Origin of the sequence: Shigella sonnei (genome assembly GCF_002950395.1) — a bacterium.
GTDB lineage: Bacteria > Pseudomonadota > Gammaproteobacteria > Enterobacterales > Enterobacteriaceae > ECMA0423.
This window is the reverse complement of sequence record NZ_CP026802.1, coordinates 4055655-4079340: the sequence shown is the minus strand read 5'-3', so window position 1 is coordinate 4079340 and position 23686 is coordinate 4055655. Positions and strand designations below refer to the sequence as shown.

Annotated in this window: 19 protein-coding genes and 2 pseudogenes; 12 read left to right on the top strand and 9 right to left on the bottom strand. The window is 46.0% G+C overall.

All coding sequences use genetic code 11. From position 1 onward, the window contains the following. The first annotated feature begins 4 nt into the window (after window positions 1-4). The 6 genes and pseudogenes from istA to C1P89_RS21045 all read left to right on the top strand — a co-directional run bounded on the left by istA (window position 5) and on the right by C1P89_RS21045 (window position 7075). On the top strand, window positions 5-1177 hold the full coding sequence (gene istA / locus C1P89_RS21070) for an IS21-like element IS21 family transposase (RefSeq protein ID WP_000952382.1): 1173 nt from the start codon (window positions 5-7) through the stop codon (window positions 1175-1177). Beyond that, window positions 1177-1974: an IS21-like element IS21 family helper ATPase IstB gene (gene istB, locus C1P89_RS21065; RefSeq protein WP_000544828.1), complete on the top strand. Its 798-nt coding sequence runs from the start codon at window positions 1177-1179 to the stop codon at window positions 1972-1974. The genes istA and istB overlap by 1 nt, the downstream gene beginning before the upstream one ends. A gap of 60 nt (window positions 1975-2034) precedes the next feature. Further along, window positions 2035-2775: pseudogene (locus tag C1P89_RS21060) on the top strand (permease); the annotation flags it as partial. A 262-nt stretch (window positions 2776-3037) separates the two neighbouring features. Beyond that, window positions 3038-4194 (top strand): IS3-like element IS600 family transposase gene (locus C1P89_RS21055; RefSeq protein WP_087879933.1). Its coding sequence is split into 2 segments (ribosomal slippage): window positions 3038-3287 and window positions 3287-4194, totalling 1158 coding nucleotides; the frame shifts between segments, so codons are not numbered across the junction. Between the two features lie 235 nt (window positions 4195-4429). Then, window positions 4430-5658, top strand: a protein-coding gene (locus tag C1P89_RS21050; protein ID WP_088895425.1) for an IS3-like element IS2 family transposase whose coding sequence is annotated in 2 segments (ribosomal slippage) — window positions 4430-4745 and window positions 4745-5658 — 1230 coding nt in all. Because the reading frame shifts where the segments join, the coding sequence is not laid out codon by codon here. Between the two features lie 301 nt (window positions 5659-5959). Continuing rightward, window positions 5960-7075 (top strand): annotated as a pseudogene (locus tag C1P89_RS21045) (hypothetical protein). Between the two features lie 188 nt (window positions 7076-7263). Here C1P89_RS21045 and C1P89_RS21040 read toward each other — a convergent pair. Further along, window positions 7264-7961 (bottom strand): IS1-like element IS1A family transposase gene (locus C1P89_RS21040; protein WP_094096600.1). Its coding sequence is split into 2 segments (ribosomal slippage): window positions 7264-7712 and window positions 7712-7961, totalling 699 coding nucleotides; the frame shifts between segments, so codons are not numbered across the junction. Between the two features lie 245 nt (window positions 7962-8206). Between C1P89_RS21040 and slp the strand changes: the two genes are divergently transcribed. Next, window positions 8207-8773 (top strand): outer membrane lipoprotein Slp, encoded by a 567-nt coding sequence (gene slp, locus C1P89_RS21035; protein ID WP_001057453.1) that lies wholly within the window; start codon window positions 8207-8209, stop codon window positions 8771-8773. A gap of 155 nt (window positions 8774-8928) precedes the next feature. Then, complete coding sequence (locus C1P89_RS21030) at window positions 8929-9459, top strand: helix-turn-helix transcriptional regulator (RefSeq protein ID WP_000478623.1); 531 nt, start codon at window positions 8929-8931, stop codon at window positions 9457-9459. A gap of 41 nt (window positions 9460-9500) precedes the next feature. Here the strand turns inward: C1P89_RS21030 and C1P89_RS21025 are convergent, their stop codons facing one another. The 3 genes from C1P89_RS21025 to hdeA all read right to left on the bottom strand — a co-directional run bounded on the left by C1P89_RS21025 (window position 9501) and on the right by hdeA (window position 10986). Further along, complete coding sequence (locus C1P89_RS21025; protein WP_011310309.1) at window positions 9501-10148, bottom strand: MgtC/SapB family protein; 648 nt, start codon at window positions 10146-10148, stop codon at window positions 9501-9503. A gap of 63 nt (window positions 10149-10211) precedes the next feature. After that, window positions 10212-10538, bottom strand: coding sequence for an acid-activated periplasmic chaperone HdeB (gene hdeB, locus C1P89_RS21020; protein WP_001298717.1), 327 nt, complete (start codon window positions 10536-10538; stop codon window positions 10212-10214). A gap of 115 nt (window positions 10539-10653) precedes the next feature. After that, window positions 10654-10986 carry an acid-activated periplasmic chaperone HdeA gene (hdeA, locus tag C1P89_RS21015; protein ID WP_000756550.1) on the bottom strand — a complete coding sequence of 111 codons (333 nt, stop codon included), beginning with the start codon at window positions 10984-10986 and terminating at the stop codon, window positions 10654-10656. A gap of 254 nt (window positions 10987-11240) precedes the next feature. Between hdeA and hdeD the strand changes: the two genes are divergently transcribed. Together hdeD and gadE are read left to right on the top strand one after the other, a co-directional pair. Then, the gene (gene hdeD, locus C1P89_RS21010; protein ID WP_000965672.1) at window positions 11241-11813 is read left to right on the top strand and encodes an acid-resistance protein HdeD; all 573 of its coding nucleotides are present in this window, start codon (window positions 11241-11243) and stop codon (window positions 11811-11813) included. Between the two features lie 798 nt (window positions 11814-12611). Continuing rightward, the gene (gene gadE, locus C1P89_RS21005; protein ID WP_000576690.1) at window positions 12612-13139 is read left to right on the top strand and encodes an acid resistance transcriptional activator GadE; all 528 of its coding nucleotides are present in this window, start codon (window positions 12612-12614) and stop codon (window positions 13137-13139) included. Here gadE and C1P89_RS21000 read toward each other — a convergent pair whose 3' ends face one another. After that, window positions 13140-13418, bottom strand: a complete 279-nt coding sequence (locus tag C1P89_RS21000) for a hypothetical protein (protein ID WP_001205325.1) — start codon at window positions 13416-13418, stop codon at window positions 13140-13142. A 107-nt stretch (window positions 13419-13525) separates the two neighbouring features. Between C1P89_RS21000 and mdtE the strand changes: the two genes are divergently transcribed. Together mdtE and mdtF are read left to right on the top strand one after the other, a co-directional pair. Then, window positions 13526-14635, top strand: coding sequence for a multidrug transporter subunit MdtE (mdtE, locus tag C1P89_RS20995; RefSeq protein WP_001340474.1), 1110 nt, complete (start codon window positions 13526-13528; stop codon window positions 14633-14635). Window positions 14636-14659: 24 nt separating this feature from the next. Next, window positions 14660-17773, top strand: coding sequence for a multidrug efflux pump RND permease MdtF (mdtF, locus tag C1P89_RS20990; RefSeq protein ID WP_000024892.1), 3114 nt, complete (start codon window positions 14660-14662; stop codon window positions 17771-17773). Between the two features lie 362 nt (window positions 17774-18135). Here the strand turns inward: mdtF and gadW are convergent, their stop codons facing one another. The 4 genes from gadW to ccp form a co-directional block, all read right to left on the bottom strand. After that, window positions 18136-18864 carry an acid resistance transcriptional activator GadW gene (gene gadW / locus C1P89_RS20985; protein ID WP_000149991.1) on the bottom strand — a complete coding sequence of 243 codons (729 nt, stop codon included), beginning with the start codon at window positions 18862-18864 and terminating at the stop codon, window positions 18136-18138. Window positions 18865-19231: 367 nt separating this feature from the next. Next, a complete protein-coding gene (gene gadX / locus C1P89_RS20980; RefSeq protein ID WP_001191068.1) occupies window positions 19232-20056 on the bottom strand; it encodes an acid resistance transcriptional activator GadX in 825 nt (274 codons plus the stop codon). A 369-nt stretch (window positions 20057-20425) separates the two neighbouring features. Next, window positions 20426-21826, bottom strand: a complete 1401-nt coding sequence (gene gad, locus C1P89_RS20975; RefSeq protein ID WP_000372240.1) for a glutamate decarboxylase — start codon at window positions 21824-21826, stop codon at window positions 20426-20428. 210 nt (window positions 21827-22036) lie between these two features. After that, complete coding sequence (ccp, locus tag C1P89_RS20970; RefSeq protein WP_000784825.1) at window positions 22037-23434, bottom strand: cytochrome c peroxidase; 1398 nt, start codon at window positions 23432-23434, stop codon at window positions 22037-22039. Window positions 23435-23686: the final 252 nt, after the last annotated feature.

The following is a 23686-nucleotide window of genomic DNA, read 5'->3' as shown; positions in this document are numbered from 1 at the left end:
CAACATGCTGAGCAGAGAGGACTTTTACATGATAAAGCAAATGCGCCAGCAGGGCGCGTACATCGTCGATATTGCGACTCAGATTGGTTGCTCTGAACGGACGGTCAGACGCTACCTCAAATACCCTGAACCGCCAGCCAGAAAGACCCGCCACAAAATGGTTAAGCTGAAACCGTTTATGGATTACATCGACATGCGCCTGGCAGAGAATGTCTGGAATAGCGAGGTTATCTTCGCGGAGATTAAGGCAATGGGTTATACGGGCGGACGTTCCATGCTGCGTTACTACATCCAGCCCAAACGTAAAATGCGTCCGTCAAAAAGAACAGTTCGCTTCGAAACTCAGCCTGGATACCAGCTCCAGCATGACTGGGGCGAAGTTGAGGTGGAGGTTGCCGGGCAACGGTGCAAAGTTAACTTTGCGGTTAATACGCTGGGGTTCTCCCGCAGCTTCCATGTCTTCGCCGCACCAAAACAGGATGCTGAGCATACCTACGAATCACTGGTTCGCGCCTTCCGCTACTTCGGTGGTTGTGTGAAAACGGTGCTGGTTGATAACCAGAAGGCTGCGGTGCTGAAGAATAACAACGGGAAAGTCGTGTTCAACTCCGGATTCCTGTTGCTGGCTGACCACTATAACTTCCTGCCACGGGCATGCCGTCCACGCAGGGCCAGAACAAAAGGTAAGGTTGAGCGGATGGTGAAATACCTCAAGGAGAACTTCTTCGTCCGGTACCGCAGGTTCGACAGCTTCACTCATGTCAATCAACAACTGGAGCAATGGATAGCCGATGTGGCTGACAAACGGGAGCTTCGCCAGTTCAAAGAAACGCCGGAACAGCGCTTCGCGCTGGAGCAGGAACATCTGCAGCCGTTACCGGATACAGACTTCGATACCAGTTACTTCGATATCCGCCATGTGTCCTGGGACAGCTATATCGAGGTTGGTGGTAATCGTTACAGCGTTCCCGAAGCGCTGTGTGGTCAGCCGGTATCGATACGAATATCGCTGGATGACGAGTTGCGGATCTACAGTAATGAGAAACTGGTGGCCTCACATCGCCTCTGTTCAGCATCGTCTGGCTGGCAGACAGTGCCGGAGCATCACGCCCCGCTCTGGCAGCAGGTCAGTCAGGTGGAACATCGACCACTGAGTGCCTATGAGGAGCTGTTGTGATGCATGAACTGGAAGTCCTGCTGAGTCGCCTGAAAATGGAGCATCTGAGTTATCACGTTGAAAGCCTGCTGGAACAGGCAGCTAAAAAAGAGCTGAACTACCGGGAGTTCCTGTGCATGGCGCTACAGCAGGAATGGAACGGCAGGCATCAGCGCGGTATGGAGTCCAGGCTGAAGCAGGCTCGTCTGCCGTGGGTCAAAACGCTGGAGCAGTTCGACTTTACCTTCCAGCCGGGCATCGACCGTAAGGTTGTCCGGGAACTGGCTGGTCTGGCGTTCGTGGAGCGCAGCGAAAACGTGATCCTGCTGGGCCCTCCTGGTGTCGGAAAAACTCATCTGGCCATAGCTCTTGGCGTGAAAGCGGTGGATGCGGGACATCGGGTACTGTTTATGCCACTGGACAGACTGATCGCGACACTGATGAAAGCGAAACAGGAAAACCGGCTGGAGCGTCAGCTACAGCAACTGAGTTATGCCCGGGTGTTGATCCTAGATGAAATAGGCTATCTGCCGATGAACAGAGAGGAAGCCAGTCTGTTCTTCCGGCTACTGAACCGTCGATATGAAAAAGCGAGCATCATACTGACGTCAAACAAAGGGTTCGCAGACTGGGGAGAAATGTTCGGAGATCACGTACTGGCAACAGCGATCCTGGATCGGCTGCTACATCACTCAACCACGCTGAATATCAAAGGAGAGAGTTACCGGTTAAAAGAGAAACGTAAAGCTGGAGTGCTGACCAAAAACACAACGCCAATCAGTGATGATGAAATGGTGGAAAGCGGACAGCATCAGTAACGAAAGTATTTAGCGGGCATGAAAATGGCAAATAACGGTCAAACATCGTGGCGTTGACAGTTTGGTCCGACTCTCACTTTTTTATTTGTTTCACCATTACTTAATCCCATTATCGTCGGACTAATGTGGATGACCTTTGGTTGGAAAGTCACCTTGTTGTACGCGATTATCGCAGCCGGCGTCTCCGTTCTTGCCAGTATTATCCTGGATTCTCTGGGGTTTGAACGTCATATCATTGCCAGTAAAAGCTCATCAGCAAATTGTTGTGCTCCAGCAAAAACTTCGCCGGGAACGACATATACGCCCATAAAAGTGAGTTGTTGTAGTCCAGCGGCTAAAGCCATTGAGAACCCCGTAGTTACCTGTTGCAGTACCAAAGCTGTAGTAAGTATTAATCCCATAAAACTAGCCACCAAAGATGCGTTGCAACAGTTTAAAGATGTACTGCCATATCTTTTGTTAGGAGTATTAATAGGATCTTTTATTTATGGCTTTATTCCCTCAGCGTGGATTGCCGCTCATGCAGGAGCAGATAATCCCTTCGCCATCCCATTAAGCGCCGTTGTCGGTATTCCGCTGTATATCCGGGCTGAGGCGGTTATCCCTCTGGCATCTGTTCTGATGACAAAAGGAATGGGTCTGGGAGCATTAATGGCATTAATCATCGGCAGTGCCGGCGCAAGCCTGACGGAAGTGATATTACTTAAATCAATGTTCAGAATGCCGATGATAGCTGCATTCCTGACGGTTATATTAGGTATGGCTATCTTGATGGGCTATTTGACTCAATTGCTATTTTAAATAGATGCCAGCAGTAAACTATAAGATGCATAGTTAGTGCCATATCCTTCTAAGTAGAAAATCATAGACAGGATAATCCTTAAAAATCACAAATGATTTAACTAATGCATTGAGAATGATGACGGCTCGGTCAACAAGTCATCAACAGACAATAACCACGTAATCATGCTTCTCTGACATTTTATCGGAGAAGCAATGTGAGGTAGCCTGAGTTTAACGGACACTCCTTCCTGAAATAGAATGGCATCAGAAGGAGCTAATAATGAGCAGAAAAACCCAACGTTACTCTAAAGAGTTCAAAGCCGAAGCTGTCAGAACGGTTCCTGAAAATCAACTTTCGATCAGTGAAGGCGCTTCCCGATTATCTCTTCCTGAAGGCACTTTAGGACAATGGGTTACCGCCGCCAGAAAAGGGCTCGGTACTCCTGGTTCCCGCACGGTGGCTGAACTGGAATCTGAAATTCTGCAACTGCGTAAGGCGTTAAATGAAGCTCGCCTTGAGCGAGATATATTAAAAAAAGCAACAGCGTATTTTGCACAGGAGTCGCTGAAAAATACGCGTTAATCGAACAATGGCGACAACAATTTCCCATTGAAGCGATGTGTCAGGTATTTGGTGTATCCAGGAGCGGTTATTACAACTGGGTACAGCATGAACCCTCAGACAGAAAACAAAGTGATGAGCGGCTAAAACTGGAGATTAAGGTGGCACATATCCGCACTCGCGAAACATATGGAACCCGGCGGCTCCAGACGGAGCTGGCAGAGAATGGCATCATCGTTGGTCGTGACCGACTGGCACGTCTTCGTAAGGAGCTAAGGCTACGCTGTAAGCAGAAACGCAAGTTCAGAGCGACTACGAACTCGAACCACAATCTGCCAGTTGCGCCAAATCTGCTGAACCAGACGTTCGCTCCTACAGCACCAAATCAGGTCTGGGTGGCGGACCTGACGTATGTTGCCACACAGGAGGGATGGTTGTACCTCGCTGGCATCAAAGATGTTTATACGTGCGAAATTGTCGGCTACGCCATGGGAGAGCGCATGACAAAAGAGCTGACAGGTAAAGCCCTGTTTATGGCGCTCAGGAGCCAGCGCCCACCTGCCGGGCTAATCCACCACTCTGATCGAGGTTCACAGTACTGCGCATACGATTACCGGGTCATACAGGAGCAGTCTGGTCTGAAAACATCAATGTCGCGTAAAGGTAACTGTTACGACAACGCTCCGATGGAAAGCTTCTGGGGAACGCTGAAAAATGAGAGCCTGAGCCACTATCGTTTTAATAACCGGGATGAAGCCATCTCAGTAATACGGGAATACATTGAGATTTTCTACAATCGTCAGCGTCGTCACTCTCGTCTGGGGAATATCTCCCCGGCAGCCTTCAGGGAAAAATATCATCAGATGGCTGCTTAAAAAAAGAACAAATGGTAGTGTCCGCTATTGCCAGTACACCTCAATGACTCTTTGTCTCAGTACCCTCCTCCTTTTTAAAAGGCAGATTTCAGTCGCTAATACAACACATTTTTAAATACACTTTAACCTAGTTCATTATTACACTAGACTGGCCCCCTGAATCTCCAGACAACCAGTATCACTTAAATAAGTGATAGTCTTAATACTAGTTTTTAGACTAGTCATTGGAGTACAGATGATTGATGTCTTAGGGCCGGAGAAACGCAGACGGCGTACCACACAGGAAAAGATCGCAATTGTTCAGCAGAGCTTTGAACCGGGGATGACGGTCTCCCTCGTTGCCCGGCAACATGGTGTAGCAGCCAGCCAGTTATTTCTCTGGCGTAAGCAATACCAGGAAGGAAGTCTTACTGCTGTCGCCGCCGGAGAACAGGTTGTTCCTGCCTCTGAACTTGCTGCCGCCATGAAGCAGATTAAAGAACTCCAGCGCCTGCTCGGCAAGAAAACGATGGAAAATGAACTCCTCAAAGAAGCCGTTGAATATGGACGGGCAAAAAAGTGGATAGCGCACGCGCCCTTATTGCCCGGGGATGGGGAGTAAGCTTAGTCAGCCGTTGTCTCCGGGTGTCGCGTGCGCAGTTGCACGTCATTCTCAGACGAACCGATGACTGGATGGATGGCCGCCGCAGTCGTCACACTGATGATACGGATGTGCTTCTCCGTATACACCATGTTATCGGAGAGCTGCCCACGTATGGTTATCGTCGGGTATGGGCGCTGCTTCGCAGACAGGCAGAACTTGATGGTATGCCTGCGATCAATGCCAAACGTGTTTACCGGATCATGCGCCAGAATGCGCTGTTGCTTGAGCGAAAACCTGCTGTACCGCCATCGAAACGGGCACATACAGGCAGAGTGGCCGTGAAAGAAAGCAATCAGCGATGGTGCTCTGACGGGTTCGAGTTCTGCTGTGATAACGGAGAGAGACTGCGTGTCACGTTCGCGCTGGACTGCTGTGATCGTGAAGCACTGCACTGGGCGGTGACTACCGGCGGCTTCAACAGTGAAACAGTACAGGACGTCATGCTGGGAGCGGTGGAACGCCGCTTCGGCAACGATCTTCCGTCGTCTCCAGTGGAGTGGCTGACGGATAATGGTTCATGCTACCGGGCTAATGAAACACGCCAGTTCGCCCGGATGTTGGGACTTGAACCGAAGAACACGGCGGTGCGGAGTCCGGAGAGTAACGGAATAGCAGAGAGCTTCGTGAAAACGATAAAGCGTGACTACATCAGTATCATGCCCAAACCAGACGGGTTAACGGCAGCAAAGAACCTTGCAGAGGCGTTCGAGCATTATAACGAATGGCATCCGCATAGTGCGCTGGGTTATCGCTCGCCACGGGAATATCTGCGGCAGCGGGCTTGTAATGGGTTAAGTGATAACAGATGTCTGGAAATATAGGGGCAAATCCATACACATCTAAAACATCACAAAAAAAATCACTTCACACACTATCAGAGAACATAATAACTTTTTAAAATGAGCGCATTTTGATAGTTGTTAACGATTTCCTTTACGATACTATCACTACCCTTTTTTTATACACAAATATTACCGGGTGGAGATAAAAGGGAAATCAAAGGTAATTATATCAGGAAGATATAACGCATTACATTTATTGTGTGTAGAAGAAAATCCATTCCTGTTCTAATTATCCAATTTAAACATCTTAGCATAAAACAAATGATGAATAAGGAATTTTATGTCAATTGACTTTACCCCAGGTATAATAAATACATATCACGGCGATATTTATAACTGCACAACAAATACCGATAATGCTAAAACGCCAGACACACCGAAGTGGCCTTGCGATAATTGGGAAGAACAACAACCCATTAATTCCACATTCTCTGGAGAAGGATATATCTCTGATCAATATGATTTAGTGCAACACCAACTTCAACAAATTAATGCGTGCCACACGAACACTACATATACAAATGCAGACTACTCAAAAGTTGTGGCTCAACTTGTAAGTCTTATTACTAACATTGAAACGATAAGTTCGACACAACTTACGCAACAGACACAATCAATACTTAATCAGATTAATAACATTAGATATGAAAAAAACAAAAGTGCTGAATGTCGAATCATTGTTGTCGCTAATCCTAAACCCGACAAGGCAATCATAACTAAAATTAGCGTAGAAGAGGGAATACCCATAACATTCAGTGTCCAAACCATGTTTTCAGATACTAATTTTATTGCTGAACAACGAGCTGACTTACCAACTAATATAAAAGATATTCAAAGCCTGTATCAAAAAATGACGAAGTTATATATTGAGCACAGTGAAAATAAAAACAGGATGAAAGTCTTTGCCGGAGCCAACTTTATTGATTTCAATATGACAGGACAGAACCTGTCCGGGTTCGTTCTAACCTTGTCAAGGTTTTATTTCGAAGATCTACTTAATATAAATTTCACTGACGCAAATTTAGGTGACACTATTTTTTACATAAAGAACACCCTACCCCCAAATTATATAAAGATGGACAATATCTTGACAAACAAATCGAAGGTTTATTTTCAACATTATTAACCATTAATGACAACTTTTTACGAGCAAAAGCGGAAATTGCTTCGACAATAATTAAATTTTTAGAGGCCAGGATAACCAATCTTTCATACAATGACATATTAAAATATCAGCAAGAATTCCAAAAACAATGTTATAAGCAAGTTAAAGCCTTTACGACACTCTCTCGATACAATAAAATTCAAACATGGGCAGAAATGTCTGAATATCAGTTCGAAGTATTTCAATACGAGACGCTTAACCCCAAAAAAATGTCACACACGCCTTATTTAAAGAGGCCACTTCCTAATGAAAAAGATATAAATTATGGGGTGGAAATAGAAATACCATCTGGCAAAAGAATTCGCTTATCAAATCATTATCAGAATATAATACCATAATATTGATTATTAGCACTTTATAATTATTGAATGAAAATAGATTTTATGTAATTTTAAAACAAAGGAGGTAATGACTCCAACTTATTGATAGTGTTTTATGTTCAGATAATGCCCGATGACTTTGTCATGCAGCTCCACCGATTTTGAGAACGACAGCGACTTCCGTCCCAGCCGTGCCAGGTGCTGCCTCAAATTCAGGTTATGCCGCTCAATTCGCTGCGTATATCGCTTGCTGATTACGTGCAGCTTTCCCTTCAGGCGGGATTCATACAGCGGCCAGCCATCCGTCATCCATATCACCACGTCAAAGGGTGACAGCAGGCTCATAAGACGCCCCAGCGTCGCCATAGTGCGTTCACCGAATACGTGCGCAACAACCGTCTTCCGGAGACTGTCATACGCGTAAAACAGCCAGCGCTGGCGCGATTTAGCCCCGACATAGCCCCACTGTTCGTCCATTTCCGCGCAGACGATGACGTCACTGCCCGGCTGTATGCGCGAGGTTACCGACTGCGGCCTGAGTTTTTTAAGTGACGTAAAATCGTGTTGAGGCCAACGCCCATAATGCGTGCAGTTGCCCGGCATCCAACGCCATTCATGGCCATATCAATGATTTTCTGGTGCGTACCGGGTTGAGAAGCGGTGTAAGTGAACTGCAGTTGCCATGTTTTACGGCAGTGAGAGCAGAGATAGCGCTGATGTCCGGCAGTGCTTTTGCCGTTACGCACCACCCCGTCAGTAGCTGAACAGGAGGGACAGCTGATAGAAACAGAAGCCACTGGAGCACCTCAAAAACACCATCATACACTAAATCAGTAAGTTGGCAGCATCACCAACAAAGGATTATATTATGGGGCGATGGATACTCATGCCACGCCCCAAAATCAATGGAATTGAACTAAACAAAAGGGATATAAACATCAGACAGGTTTACGTTACTATCAGGCATATCGCCTCAGAATCAGATGAAAACTATAAAGAAATATCTATTATGGTTTTAATATTTGTTGATAAGGATAGTAACATGAACATGACAAAAGGTGCACTCATCCTCAGCCTTTCATTTTTGCTTGCCGCATGTAGTTCAATTCCGCAAAATATCAAAGGCAATAACCAACCTGATATTCAAAAAAGTTTTGTTGCTGTTCATAACCAGCCGGGGTTATATGTTGGTCAACAAGCGCGCTTTGGTGGGAAGGTTATCAACGTTATCAATGGCAAAACGGATACGTTGTTAGAAATCGCTGTATTACCGTTGGATAGCTATGCGAAACCTGATATTGAAGCCAACTATCAGGGCCGACTGCTCGCCAGACAAAGCGGCTTCCTTGACCCAGTGAACTATCGTAATCACTTTGTTACCATCCTCGGTACCATTCAGGGTGAACAACCTGGCTTTATCAATAAAGTCCCGTATAACTTCCTGGAAGTGAATATGCAGGGCATCCAGGTGTGGCATTTGAGAGAAGTGGTTAATACCACCTATAACCTGTGGGATTACGGCTATGGTGCATTCTGGCCGGAACCGGGCTGGGGTGCGCCTTACTACACCAATGCGGTGAGTCAGGTAACACCTGAGCTGGTCAAATAACACCACCGAAAGATGCAGATGCTTTCTCAGCATCTGCATCATGTATTACATAAAATTAATATACAGTAAGCTAACTATTATTATTATAAGCCCTGTCCTGTTAATTACCTTTGGCAAATTGATTATAAAGTTAATGTCCGCACCAGGAGTCGGTTATGTTTCTTATAATTACCAGGGATACGATGTTCTTCACCGCGATGAAAAACATTCTGAGTAAAGGTAATGTCGTTCATATACAGAACGAAGAAGAGATCGACGTAATGTTGCATCAGAATGCCTTCGTCATTATTGATACATTAATGAATAATGTATTTCATTCTAATTTTCTCACTCAAATTGAACGATTAAAACCTGTCCATGTCATTGTTTTCTCCCCCTTTAATATTAAACGCTGTCTGGGGAAAGTACCGGTGACCTTTGTTCCGCGGACTATCACTATCATTGATTTTGTCGCACTCATCAATGGCAGTTACTGCTCTGTGCCTGAAGCGAATGTGTCACTTTCGCGCAAGCAACATCAGGTTCTGAGCTGCATTGCGAATCAAATGACAACTGAAGATATTCTGGAGAAACTGAAAATATCGCTAAAAACGTTCTACTGCCATAAACACAATATCATGATGATCCTCAATCTTAAGCGGATCAATGAGCTGGTACGCCATCAGCATATTGATTATCTGGTGTGAATTTCAGGCTTACGGTGAGTCTGGCTACGCTGCCACACAGATTAGCTAATTGAAACGCCTTTCACCCCTGCCATACCTTTTAATAATCGCAACAGGTCTTCTATCGACGTTGTGGCATGAAGCTGGATATCAATGGCGACCACTTCATGATCTTCATTTTCCTGCAACGAAACTAAATCAGTTTTTATTTTTTGCTGCTTAAACCAGTCGAGCATTGATACCATATTACCGTTCACTAATGTCAGCTGTAAATGGTAATTTTTGTTCATCAGGCGGAAGGTTAATTGATGGAAGACTTCCAGCACCAACAAGGTCATCACTGAACCATAAATACCCAGTTCGTACATACCGCTGCCAATAACCATACCTATGGCGGCGGTCACCCAGATATCCGCTGCCGTCGTCAGACCTACAATATTTTGGTTACGAACGAGAATGTTACCTGCACCGATAAACCCGACGCCCGTCACCACCTGAGCAGCAATACGGCTGGGGTCGAGTCCGACGTGATCTAAAGACAGCACGTCAGCAAAACCATATTTCGAAACAATCATAAACAGGGCGCTTCCCATGCCAATTAATACATGTGTGCGTAACCCTGCTCCTTTGCCGCGCATTTGCCTTTCCATGCCAATAGCGCCACAGGCAATTGCCGCGAGTATAAGACGTATAATAAATTCTGCTGTCATATAAAAATGCAAAAAGGAGCAGCAAGATGGCTCAACTTGCTACTCCTTTTTACTTGTACCTCATTAATTCGGCAAGTCATTAGATGCTTGATTTTTGAAGGTATACAAATTTTTCTGCGGGTTTTTCTTACAGTATTCGATCACTTTAGGAATTTGAGTGAGATCGGTTTCATTTAAAGTAACGGTATCGCCACCTTTATATACTGTTTCTTCATGCAGCATCCACCATGCAACCGGGGTCATTGCTTTTGGATTCAGATCAATAAATTCCTGGCAGGTCATATCTTTAGCGGATTCATTGGCTGCCAGCGCAGATTGTGCGTTCACCAGTGACAAAGCCGCTACAGCGCCCATAAAAATAAACGCTTTACGGAGAGATGAAATATTCATTTTGTAACCCATTCAATATAGAGATTATATATGAACAGGAGGAATAGCTGCTTTTAAAGAAGATATTCCGGCCTGTTCAATATGCAAGGAAGTACGATGTAACGCATTCCCGGAATTACATATCTTTCTTAATTTTGTCCCATTCGCCTTTAACTTTATCTTTAAAGTTGGCTTGTTTATCCTGAGTACAAGCCTGAACGATAGCTGGGGTTACGGTTGCAATACCCTGAACATCTAAAACCGCATCTTCTGGTTTATCTTTGTTGTTCAGCGCTTCAGCAAAACCAACTGCAGTTGGCTGGAAGGATTCGTCCACAGCCAGGAAATCTTCACAGGTCCAGGAGTTGACCGGTTTTTTGTTATCAGCTGCTTTTTGCGCATCCGCTGCATTGCTCACAACTGGCAGAAGAAGCAGACCACCAAGAATAACGCCTAATACTTTTTTCATCGTAATATCCTCAACTATAAAGTGAAAGAGCCGTCACGAATCAATTTCGACACTGAGGTTATAACCTGGTTTTCTGTATATGTCATGTTGATATAAAATATCAAAATCAGATATTTTTATTTCAATACAATGAGTTACAGATGCATCAGATACTGTAATTAGGAAATTTTTATTAAATCGACTACATTCTTAGACGCGTTTTTGGCATAGATTGATAGCAGGGGATTTTCTTCTTAATTTTATAGGGTGGTTCTATGTTATATATAGATAAGGCAACAATTTTGAAGTTTGATCTGGAGATGCTTAAAAAACATCGCAGAGCAATCCAGTTTATTGCCGTGCTACTGTTTATCGTCGGGTTGCTGTGTATCAGTTTCCCGTTCGTCTCTGGCGATATTTTAAGCACAGTAGTGGGTGCATTATTAATCTGCTCGGGCATTGCGCTTATTGTCGGGTTATTCAGCAACCGCAGTCATAATTTCTGGCCGGTATTATCCGGTTTCCTCGTCGCAGTCGCCTATTTATTGATCGGCTATTTCTTCATCCGCGCACCGGAGCTGGGCATTTTTGCCATTGCGGCATTTATTGCCGGTTTGTTCTGTGTTGCAGGGGTTATTCGCCTGATGAGTTGGTATCGTCAGCGTTCAATGAAAGGCAGCTGGCTACAGCTCGTTATTGGTGTGCTGGATATCGTCATTGCCTGGATATTCCTTGGTGCAACGCCGATGGTGTCTGTAACGCTGGTTTCCACACTGGTGGGAATTGAACTGATATTTAGCGCCGCCAGCCTGTTCAGCTTCGCCAGTTTGTTCGTTAAGCAGCAATAATTATCCCGGTTGTCACCCGGATCATAGTCACTTGATATGACTATGATCCGATTAATACTCTCTCCGCTACGGAGTGTTGTAGATCAATTGCGCACTATCATTGAAATAATTACCTGCTAGTGATTATTTCAACCTACTGAATTTCATCTAATTTTTTTCACTCCATGGCAAATTAGCCATTTCAAACATTATCATGGCTGATATTTTCCGTAGTCAGGTTTAATGTTTTAAAAGTGCTGTGGGAAAGTGAACAAAGAGTTCCGTAAGCGTTGATGCTATGGGCGGTTAAATAAGTAATCCGGGTTCATTTTTTTGCAACTGGCGTTGATTACATTGCATAAATATCCGTGTCTCCAGACGCTATATAAAAACCTGAAGACATGAATGCGTTATTTACTCAGGTAATTTCAATGCGTTAAAAGAAAGCTGGCAATCCAATTGCCAGCTTAAGTCGAAACAAGGAGACTCGATATTTAAATCGGATTACATTTTAACTTTAGTAATATTCTTCAGAGATCACAAACTGGTTATTGATAACTTATTCTTGGGCAGTAATCCGCAAACGTTAACTTTTTGTTTACTATTTACAAGCTGATAACAACCAGGAATCTTACTTAGGATCAATATATGGAGTGCGTGATGGATAAATCTGAAGTATTGATTAGTGTTAATAGACGTATTAGTTCACGAAGGGTAAAGTTCTTATAGGCGTTTACTATATTGAACAACGATTCGGACAAGGATGTAAATAATGAAAAGGATGACATGTTCGAAACGATAACGGCTAAGGAGCAAGTTATGATTTTTCTCATGACGAAAGATTCTTTTCTTTTACAGGGCTTTTGGCAGTTGAAAGATAATCACGAAATGATAAAAATCAATTCCCTGTCAGAGATCAAAAAAGTAGGCAATAAACCCTTCAAGGTTATCATTGATACCTATCACAATCATATCCTTGATGAAGAAGCGATTAAATTTCTGGAGAAATTAGATGCCGAGAGAATTATTGTTTTGGCACCTTATCACATCAGTAAACTAAAAGCTAAAGCGCCTATTTATTTTGTTAGCCGCAAAGAAAGTATCAAAAATCTTCTTGAGATTACTTATGGTAAACACTTGCCCCATAAGAATTCACAATTATGTTTTTCACATAATCAGTTCAAAATTATGCAACTGATTCTGAAAAATAAAAATGAAAGCAATATCACGTCGACGCTCAATATTTCGCAACAAACATTAAAGATTCAGAAATTCAACATTATGTACAAGCTGAAACTAAGACGTATGAGCGACATCGTCACCCTGGGTATCACATCTTATTTTTAGTCAGGACATAAGCAACTGAAATTGATGGCTGGCATGACGAGGGATGCAGATGCTGATTTCATTACCCCCGGTGATTACTAAAGGAGAGGCTAAAACGACTTTATTCCCCAGGTATGTGTATCCACCAGTAGAACCCTTCGTTGCCCGAATGCTGGCAGGAACTGTTGGCAGAACGGCAACATTTTTTTTGTCGTTGACCTCACCATGTCGATCACTGTGCCTGTATCCCACCTTACTGGCTGACAACCCCACTATGCCGCTGGTCTGTAAATCCCTCATATCTCTCCTCGCGCGCAATTTAAAGAACCGTTATTTCTCAAGAATTTTCAGGGACTAAAATGAACAGAAGAAGAAAGCTGTTAATACCGTTGTTATTCTGCGGCGCGATGCTCACCGCCTGCGATGACAAATCGGCGGAAAACGCCGCCGCCATGACGCCTGAGGTCGGTGTCGTCACACTCTCCCCCGGTTCGGTCAATGTGTTGAGCGAATTGCCCGGTAGAACCGTTCCTTATGAAGTTGCCGAGATACGTCCCCAGGTGGGCGGTATTATCATTAAACGCAACTTTATCGAAGGCGATAAAGTGAACCAGGGCGATTCGCTGTATCAGATTGATCCTGCACCTTTACAGGCCGAGCTAAACTCCGCCAAAGGCTCGCTGGCGAAAGCGCTCTCTACCGCCAGCAATGCCCGCATCACCTTTAACCGCCAGGCATCGTTGCTGAAGACCAACTACGTTAGCCGTCAGGATTACGACACCGCGCGCACCCAGCTGAATGAAGCAGAAGCCAATGTCACCGTCGCCAAAGCGGCTGTTGAACAGGCGACGATCAATCTGCAATACGCGAATGTCACCTCGCCGATTACGGGCGTCAGCGGGAAATCGTCGGTGACCGTCGGCGCACTCGTTACCGCTAATCAGGCAGATTCGCTGGTTACCGTACAACGTCTGGACCCGATTTATGTCGATCTCACGCAGTCGGTGCAGGATTTCTTGCGCATGAAAGAAGAGGTCGCCAGTGGGCAAATCAAACAGGTTCAGGGCAGTACGCCAGTACAGCTCAATCTGGAAAATGGTAAACGCTACAGCCAGACCGGCACACTGAAATTCTCCGACCCGACGGTGGATGAAACCACGGGCTCCGTGACGTTACGGGCGATTTTCCCCAACCCAAATGGTGACTTGCTGCCTGGCATGTACGTCACGGCATTAGTGGATGAAGGTAGCCGCCAGAATGTATTACTGGTGCCGCAGGAAGGCGTCACTCACAACGCCCAGGGTAAAGCAACGGCGCTCATTCTGGATAAAGACGATGTTGTGCAGCTACGCGAAATTGAAGCCAGCAAAGCCATCGGCGACCAGTGGGTTGTCACCTCTGGCTTGCAGGCTGGCGATCGGGTGATCGTTTCCGGTTTGCAACGCATTCGTCCGGGTATCAAAGCACGAGCAATTTCCTCCAGCCAGGAAAACGCCAGCACCGAATCGAAACAATAACGTTGCAGGCTTAAGGGGACTTTCATGGCTAACTATTTTATTGATCGCCCGGTTTTTGCCTGGGTACTTGCCATTATTATGATGCTTGCAGGTGGTCTGGCGATCATGAACTTACCGGTTGCGCAGTATCCGCAGATTGCGCCACCGACCATTACCGTCAGCGCTACCTATCCAGGTGCCGATGCGCAAACGGTAGAAGACTCGGTCACTCAGGTGATTGAGCAAAATATGAATGGGCTTGATGGCCTGATGTACATGTCTTCAACCAGTGATGCGGCGGGTAATGCCTCTATCACTCTGACCTTCGAGACTGGGACATCTCCTGATATCGCACAGGTTCAGGTGCAAAATAAACTGCAACTCGCTATGCCTTCATTACCTGAAGCGGTGCAGCAGCAGGGGATTAGCGTTGATAAGTCGAGCAGTAATATTCTGATGGTAGCGGCGTTTATTTCTGATAACGGCAGCCTCAACCAGTACGATATCGCGGACTATGTAGCGTCTAATATCAAAGACCCGCTAAGCCGTACCGCGGGCGTTGGTAGCGTACAGCTCTTTGGTTCCGAGTACGCCATGCGTATCTGGCTGGACCCGCAAAAACTCAATAAATACAATCTGGTACCTTCCGATGTTATTTCCCAGATTAAGGTGCAAAACAACCAGATTTCCGGTGGTCAACTGGGTGGCATGCCACAGGCGGCAGACCAGCAACTAAACGCCTCGATCATTGTGCAGACGCGTCTGCAAACGCCGGAAGAATTTGGCAAAATCCTGTTGAAAGTTCAGCAAGATGGTTCGCAAGTGCTGCTGCGTGATGTCGCCCGCGTCGAACTTGGAGCGGAAGATTATTCCACCGTGGCGCGCTATAACGGCAAACCTGCTGCCGGGATCGCCATCAAACTGGCTACCGGAGCAAACGCCCTGGATACCTCGCGGGCAGTCAAAGAGGAGCTGAACCGCTTATCAGCCTATTTCCCCGCAAGTCTGAAGACGGTTTATCCTTACGACACCACGCCGTTTATCGAAATTTCTATTCAGGAAGTTTTTAAAACACTGGTTGAGGCTATCATCCTCGTCTTCCTGGTCATGTATCTGTTTTTGCAGAATTTCCGTGCCACAATCATCCCGACGATTGCCGTACCGGTGGTTATTCTCGGGACGTTTGCGATCTTGTCGGCGGTCGGTTTCACCATCAACACGTTAACTATGTTCGGGATGGTGCTGGCGATAGGGTTACTGGTGGATGACGCCATCGTGGTGGTGGAGAACGTCGAGCGTGTCATTGCGGAAGATAAGCTACCACCGAAGGAAGCGACGCATAAATCGATGGGGCAGATCCAACGTGCGCTGGTCGGTATTGCTGTTGTTCTTTCCGCAGTGTTTATGCCGATGGCCTTTATGAGCGGCGCAACCGGGGAGATCTACCGCCAGTTCTCCATCACGCTGATCTCCTCCATGCTGCTTTCAGTATTTGTGGCAATGAGCCTGACCCCTGCCCTGTGCGCCACCATTCTGAAAGCCGCGCCGGAAGGCGGTCACAAACCTAACGCCCTGTTCGCACGCTTCAACACGCTGTTTGAAAAATCAACTCAGCACTATACCGATAGCACCCGCTCGCTGTTGCGTTGTACCGGTCGCTACATGGTGGTCTACCTGCTGATTTGCGCCGGGATGGCGGTGCTGTTCCTGCGTACACCGACCTCTTTCTTACCAGAAGAGGATCAGGGGGTATTTATGACCACCGCGCAGTTACCTTCCGGTGCCACCATGGTTAACACCACGAAAGTGCTGCAACAGGTGACGGATTATTATCTTACAAAAGAGAAAGATAATGTTCAGTCGGTGTTTACCGTTGGCGGCTTTGGCTTCAGCGGCCAGGGGCAAAACAACGGCCTGGCGTTTATCAGTCTCAAGCCGTGGTCTGAACGTGTCGGTGAGGAAAACTCGGTTACCGCGATCATTCAGCGGGCAATGATTGCGTTAAGCAGTATCAATAAAGCCGTCGTCTTCCCGTTCAACTTACCCGCGGTGGCTGAACTGGGTACCGCGTCAGGTTTTGATATGGAACTGCTGGACAACGGTAACCTGGGGCACGAAAAACTAACCCAGGCACGAAACGAGCTGTTATCACTGGCAGCGCAATCGCCTGACCAGGTCACCGGGGTACGCCCGAACGGCCTGGAAGATACGCCGATGTTCAAAGTGAACGTCAACGCCGCGAAAGCTGAGGCAATGGGTGTGGCGCTGTCTGATATCAACCAGACAATTTCCACCGCCTTCGGCAGCAGCTACGTGAACGACTTCCTCAACCAGGGGCGGGTGAAAAAAGTGTATGTCCAGGCAGGCACGCCGTTCCGTATGTTGCCGGATAACATCAACCAATGGTATGTACGCAACGCCTCTGGCACGATGGCACCGCTTTCTGCCTACTCGTCTACCGAATGGACCTATGGTTCACCGCGATTGGAACGCTACAACGGCATCCCGTCAATGGAGATTTTAGGTGAAGCGGCGGCCGGGAAAAGTACCGGTGACGCTATGAAATTTATGGCAGACCTGGTCGCTAAACTTCCGGCAGGCGTCGGCTACTCATGGACCGGACTGTCGTATCAGGAAGCGTTATCCTCAAACCAGGCTCCTGCACTGTATGCCATTTCACTGGTCGTGGTGTTCCTCGCCCTCGCCGCACTCTATGAGAGCTGGTCAATTCCGTTCTCGGTGATGTTGGTTGTTCCGTTAGGCGTCGTTGGCGCATTACTGGCCACCGATCTGCGCGGCTTAAGTAATGACGTCTACTTCCAGGTTGGTTTGCTGACCACCATCGGGCTTTCCGCCAAGAACGCCATCCTGATTGTCGAATTTGCCGTTGAGATGATGCAGAAAGAAGGGAAAACGCCGATAGAGGCAATCATCGAAGCGGCGCGGATGCGTTTACGCCCAATCCTGATGACCTCTCTCGCCTTTATTCTCGGCGTGCTGCCGCTGGTTATCAGTCATGGTGCCGGTTCTGGCGCGCAAAACGCGGTAGGTACCGGCGTGATGGGCGGGATGTTTGCCGCAACAGTGCTGGCAATTTACTTCGTTCCGGTCTTTTTCGTTGTAGTGGAACATCTCTTTGCCCGCTTTAAAAAAGCGTAACGTGTAAATGAGAGTAAGGTTGAACGTGAAGGTTCAGCCTTACTCTTTCCTGCTAACCATTCACCACTCAACAACCAGCTAACCGTCAGGAATACCAGGCTTAGTACACAGCACTGAAAGTAGAAACCACTCCAGCCATTCGTCATCAATTTGAACAGCACAATACTGACCCACATTCCCGTAATCGTATGAATTGTCAGCTTAATAATCCCAAACATGCCGAGTCTTTTCCTCCTGAAAATACCTATACCGCCTGGCAAACTGCGAAAGAGAACTAGCCGGTAGCCCGGCAGAAATCATCAGGGAAGAGTTTCACATGAAGCAGGTGTGAGATCCTGACCAATATTCAAATGCAAAATATGTCAGGAAAAGGTACCTGGCGAATGTTGCGCAAACTGATGTGGCGTTACACCATAATATTGTCGAAATGTGTTTATAAAGTACGACGTACTGCTATAGCCACATTTTTCTGCAATAGTATGCAGAGGAATTTGACGTAACTCGAGTAATCGTCTGGCCATCGACATCCTGGAAGCGAGTAATATTTTACTGAAACAGGTATTTTCATCCTGCAACTTTTTTTTTATGAGACTCTCGCTGGTATACATTCTTTCCGCGATATCGCGCAGATACCAACGTTTGGCGATATCAAAGCTAATAAGGCGTTCAACTTTTCCTGAAACAGTGCTGATGCTATTGAAAAGTAAGGGGATCAGTTCTTTCTTATGAGAAAACATCGATAAACAGGAAAGGTAGAGCATATTGCTCAGTATCGGTGAATTTACCCCGGATTCATTGAAGCTATCAAAAATCGCCGTCACCAGCGGCATGGGGGGTGACTGGTTAATTAATAGACGGTCTTTGCTATGTAACCCTAAATTGCGTGGTAGCTGACGAATATTTTGTAAGTAATGGCAAACTGTCAGCTCATCGATATCCAGTCGTCGCGTATCCGGTGAACAAAACGCAAAATCGTCTGCCAAATTTTTCTCCAGCAGCACGATACTCTCGTTATGCAGCGATATTTTATGCTGTTCATGATAAATATCGAATGAACGACGAATGAGGATCACCGAGCAGACATGAGTCATGATTATCCCTTATATTTCATACTGCGATTATTTCAATTTCAGTATACTAATGAAATGTTGCCAGACTGTTTCTTAGCGAAAAAACTGCCAGATTTGGTAGGACCAAAATTTATCCACAAAGTAGTTTTGCATAACAGTTAATTGATAATAAGTAAATGCAGCACGAATATATTTTCGCACAGCGTATAGCTTATGTTTATAAAAAAATGGCTGATCTTATTTCCAGTAAAAGTTATATTTAACTTACTGAGAGCACAAAGTTTCCCGTGCCAACAGGGAGTGTTATAACGGTTTATTAGTCTGGAGACGGCAGACTATCCTCTTCCCGGTCCCCTATGCCGGGTTTTTTTTATGTCTGAGTAAAATTCTATAATCTTATTCCTTCCGCAGAACGGTCAGTGCCGTAAAAATTTCCTTGCGCAACAATACTTGCCGCCGAGTCACGGTTCGGCAATCCCTGCGCCGATCGCTCCTGATACTCTGTGGGCGTCATCCCATAATAATTTCGAAAGACGTAAATGAAATACGACACGCTGTGATATCCACAGGACACTGCGACTCGCTTAATTGAAAAGCCATGTATAACAATAAGTTGCAAAGCACGTTGCATTCTACACTCAGTAAGCAACTGTGAATATGATGTCTCTTCTTCGCGCAATTTTTTCTTTAACAGGCTTGGACTCATCAACAGCTCGCTGGCGATTCGGGCTAGTGTCCACTCATGGGCGATATTATTATTGATAACCGTACAAACTCGTGTTCGCATGTTCGGTTGCAAAACGTTCAAAAGCAGCGGTATAAAGTGCTCATCCTCAAGAAAAACAGATAACAACGCAAAGATTAATGCTCTTTTACGTAGCATTTCTGCATAGCGAAGATTCTTATTCTGCGATAGTTGCGCAACTTCCTGAAAAACAGGAATATCTCTGCTACAGTGATGAACGAGTAATGAAGAAATTTTTTTATGTGCATGAAGATTTAATGCCTCCTCCTTGAGCATCGGCAGAAATAATGAAAGCGTATCCCTTGATACTAATACAAAATTTTCAACACACTTATCTACTCGAATTTGGCTTGCATCCGCAAAAACCAGGTCACCGCCATTAAAATAGCGATATTCACCATTAACCATGGTGAGAATATATTTATGTCTTGCGTACGCAATTAGACAATTCCCATGTAATGATTGCATAGTTGACTTAATATTACATAAACATATTACTGTTAATTAATGTAGCACGCCGCCCTCTTAAGTCAAATTGATTGATAAATAAATTTAAACGAAGCGGGAGAACAGGATGATAATGTGTGATGTTCTACGGGCAGGATGACTGGATTTATAATACAAAAATGTGTTTAAGAACGCAGTGAAATTAATAGCAAGCAAATAATCCCTTTTCGTGACATTAAAGGCAATCGCTACATTTAATAAACATTCATATAACATATATCTTATCAACACGATGAATAGACAGCCAATATATTATTGCGATTAATAAGCAACCGAATGCCCAGCTGTTTTTTTAAAGGCTGGGCATTCGGTTTTTACAACGTTATGTTATCAGGTGTGTTTAAAGCTGTTCTGCTGGGCAATACCCTGCAGTTTCGGGTGATCGCTGAGATATTTCAGGGAGGCTTTGTAGTCTTCCAGCAACAGTTCAGCAAAGTCCATTTCGAAGCCGCGACGACACATAATGCGCATCACCACGATGTCGGTGGCTTCACCGCCGAGAGTGAAGGCCGGAACCTGCCAGCCGCGCAGACGCAGACGTTCAGAGAGGTCGTACAGGGTGTATCCCGGATCTTCACCATCTTTCAGTTTGAAGCAAACCGCCGGGATGCCTTCGTCCGGGCGACCCGTACAGATGAACTCATACGGCCCCAGTTTGGCGATTTCATCCGCCAGATAAGCGGCAACCTGGTAAGAGGCGTTCTGTACTTTGGTATAGCCTTCACGACCGAGGCGCAGGAATTCATAGTACTGTGCAATTACCTGACCCGCCGGGCGGGAGAAGTTGATGGCAAAAGTACCAATTTGACCACCCAGGTAGTCAACGTTGAACACCAGTTCCTGCGGCAGCGCTTCTTCGTCACGCCAGATAACCCAGCCGCAGCCCAGCGGAGCCAGACCGAATTTATGGCCTGAAGCACTGATCGATTTCACACGCGGCAGGCGGAAGTCCCAGACGATATCCGGGGCGACGAACGGTGCCAGGAAGCCACCGCTGGCAGCGTCGATGTGCATGTCGATGTCGATACCGGTGTCGGCCTGGAATTTATCCAGCGCATCGTGCAGCGGTTGTGGGAACTCATAGTTACCGGTGTAGGTCACGCCGAAAGTCGGCACCACGCCGATGGTGTTTTCGTCACAGGCTTCAATCATGCGTTTCGGGTCCATAAACAACTGACCGGGGCGCATAGGGATCTCACGCAGCTCCACATCCCAGTAGCGGGCGAATTTATGCCAGCAGATTTGTACCGGACCGCACACCAGGTTTGGTTTATCCGTTGGTTTGCCTGCAGCTTCCATACGCTTGCGCCAACGCCATTTCATCGCCATCCCGCCGAGCATACAGGCCTCGGAAGAACCAATGGTGTTGGTGCCAACGGCCTGACCATTTTTCGGCGCAGGCGCATGCCACAGATCGGCAACCATATTTACGCAACGCAGGTCGATGGCTGCGGATTGCGGATATTCTTCTTTGTCGATCCAGTTTTTATTGATCGACAAATCCATCAATTTATGGACGTTTTCGTCGTCCCAGGTCTGGCAGAAAGTGGCCAGGTTCTGACGAGCGTTGCCATCAAGATATAATTCATCATTGATAATCTGGAATGCGACATCATCGCGCATTTCGTGCAGCGGAAATCGTTTTGACTCCGCGATAGTAGAAATGGCCTTTGCGCCAAAACGTGAATCGAGTAGTTCTGAGCGGAAATCCGTTAACAGCTTCTGGTCCATTTCGAACTCCTTAAATTTATTTGAAGGCAATAAAAAAGTAGGATTTATCCGCAATGGAAGCAAGGCATTACAGGCTTAATTTAAATAACAAAATCCTAAGCAGAAAAACGACTTTTTATAATATAAACATTTAACATGATAATATTAAAAACAGACTTTATTATCGTAATAAAAATCGCCCAAACATTCCTGTTCGGGCGATCAAATTAATTATTGTTTATCCTGCATATACGGCGTGTACACCCCGTTCAGACTGTGCAGGAAAGCTACGATATCATCCACATCCTCCTGCGGCAGCTCTTTGCCTACCTGATAGCGCAGCATCAGTTTCACCGCCCCGTCCAGCGTCGGCACGTCACCGCGATGGAAGTACGGTGCCGTTAAAGCAACGTTACGTAAACCGGGTACTTTCTGACGCAATTTATCACGCTCTTCTTTAGTAACATTCATACGACCAATATCCGCCGCCGTAATTTCCCCAAAGTTAAAGTCTTTTTTCAGCCCCAACGGTTCAAAGGAACGTCCACCGAGAATAATACCACCATGACAAGTTGCACATTTATTATCTTTAAATAATTGATAGCCTTTTTTCTGTTGCGCCGTCAGCGCATTTTCATCTCCACGCAACCATTTATCAAATGGGGAATCCGGCGTAATTAATGTTTTCTCAAATTCAGCAATGGCATCAGTAATATTTTCGCCACTGAAACCTTGCGGATAGACGCCGAGGAACTGCGCTTTAAGCTGCGGATCTTTTTCCAGCTTAGCAATAATTTCGTCCCAAGATTTCGACGCCATTTCAATCGGGTTCAACGGCGGTCCACCAGCCTGATCCTGCAATGTTGCCGCACGACCATCCCAGAACTGCTCAACGTTAAATACTGAGTTAAATACCGTCGGCGCGTTAATCGGCCCAACTGCGCCACCAACACCAATCGATGTTTTTCTGCCATCGACGCCCCCCGCATTCAACGCATGGCAATGAGCGCATGAAATGGTGCTATCAGCCGATAAACGGGGATCGTGATACAGCGCAAAGCCCAACGCCACTTTTTGCGCATCGGTAGGCAGTTTTTGCGGGATGGGCTGCACCGGTTCATTGCGATGCTCCGGAGCAGTATCATTGCTGGCGTAATATTCCGCGCGCTGTTTTGCAATCCAGGCCAGTATTTCCGCCCGCTCTTCATCACTCACCTTACCCGCCCAGTGAAGCGCGGTATAACGCGTTGGCGGCATAGTTTCATACTGCATCACCCATTCAATCTTATTCAGATCGCTTTGCGAAACGGGTTTATCAGCCAGCAGTGCCGCACGCACGGCCTCGAGGTTAAAAGATTTATATCCAAGCTTAATGTCGTAATCCATCAACTGTTTCGCGCCAGGAATATAATAATAGGCGGGTAATTCTGCCGAAGGCGTGTGGCAATAGTCGCATCCTTTTTCGCGGAGAAAACCTAAAACCTTATTATTTTCACTGACAGCGGATGCCTGAACATCGGCCTGTTTACTGCGTTTATTATCGTGGTACCACACATAACCAGATAACCCTAAATAGCAAATCGCGACGCCAGCCAGGCCGATCGCGGTAATACGTGAGACCATTTTCATTATTCTTCCCTCACGGTGGTGAGTTATTGTGACCCAGAAAATTTTCCAGAATGCTGCAAACGTCTCTGCGAGACAAAGCCATCATAAAAAACAGTGAGATACGCTTTTTGATAGGAATCAATCAATTACATGAATATAAACTATCAATAAGATAGCCTGTGCCTATTACCCAGATCAGGAATGGCATATCATGATTGCGGCGAGAGCAGGATTGAATGTTCTGAAAATGAAAAACAACACGAAATCCGTATT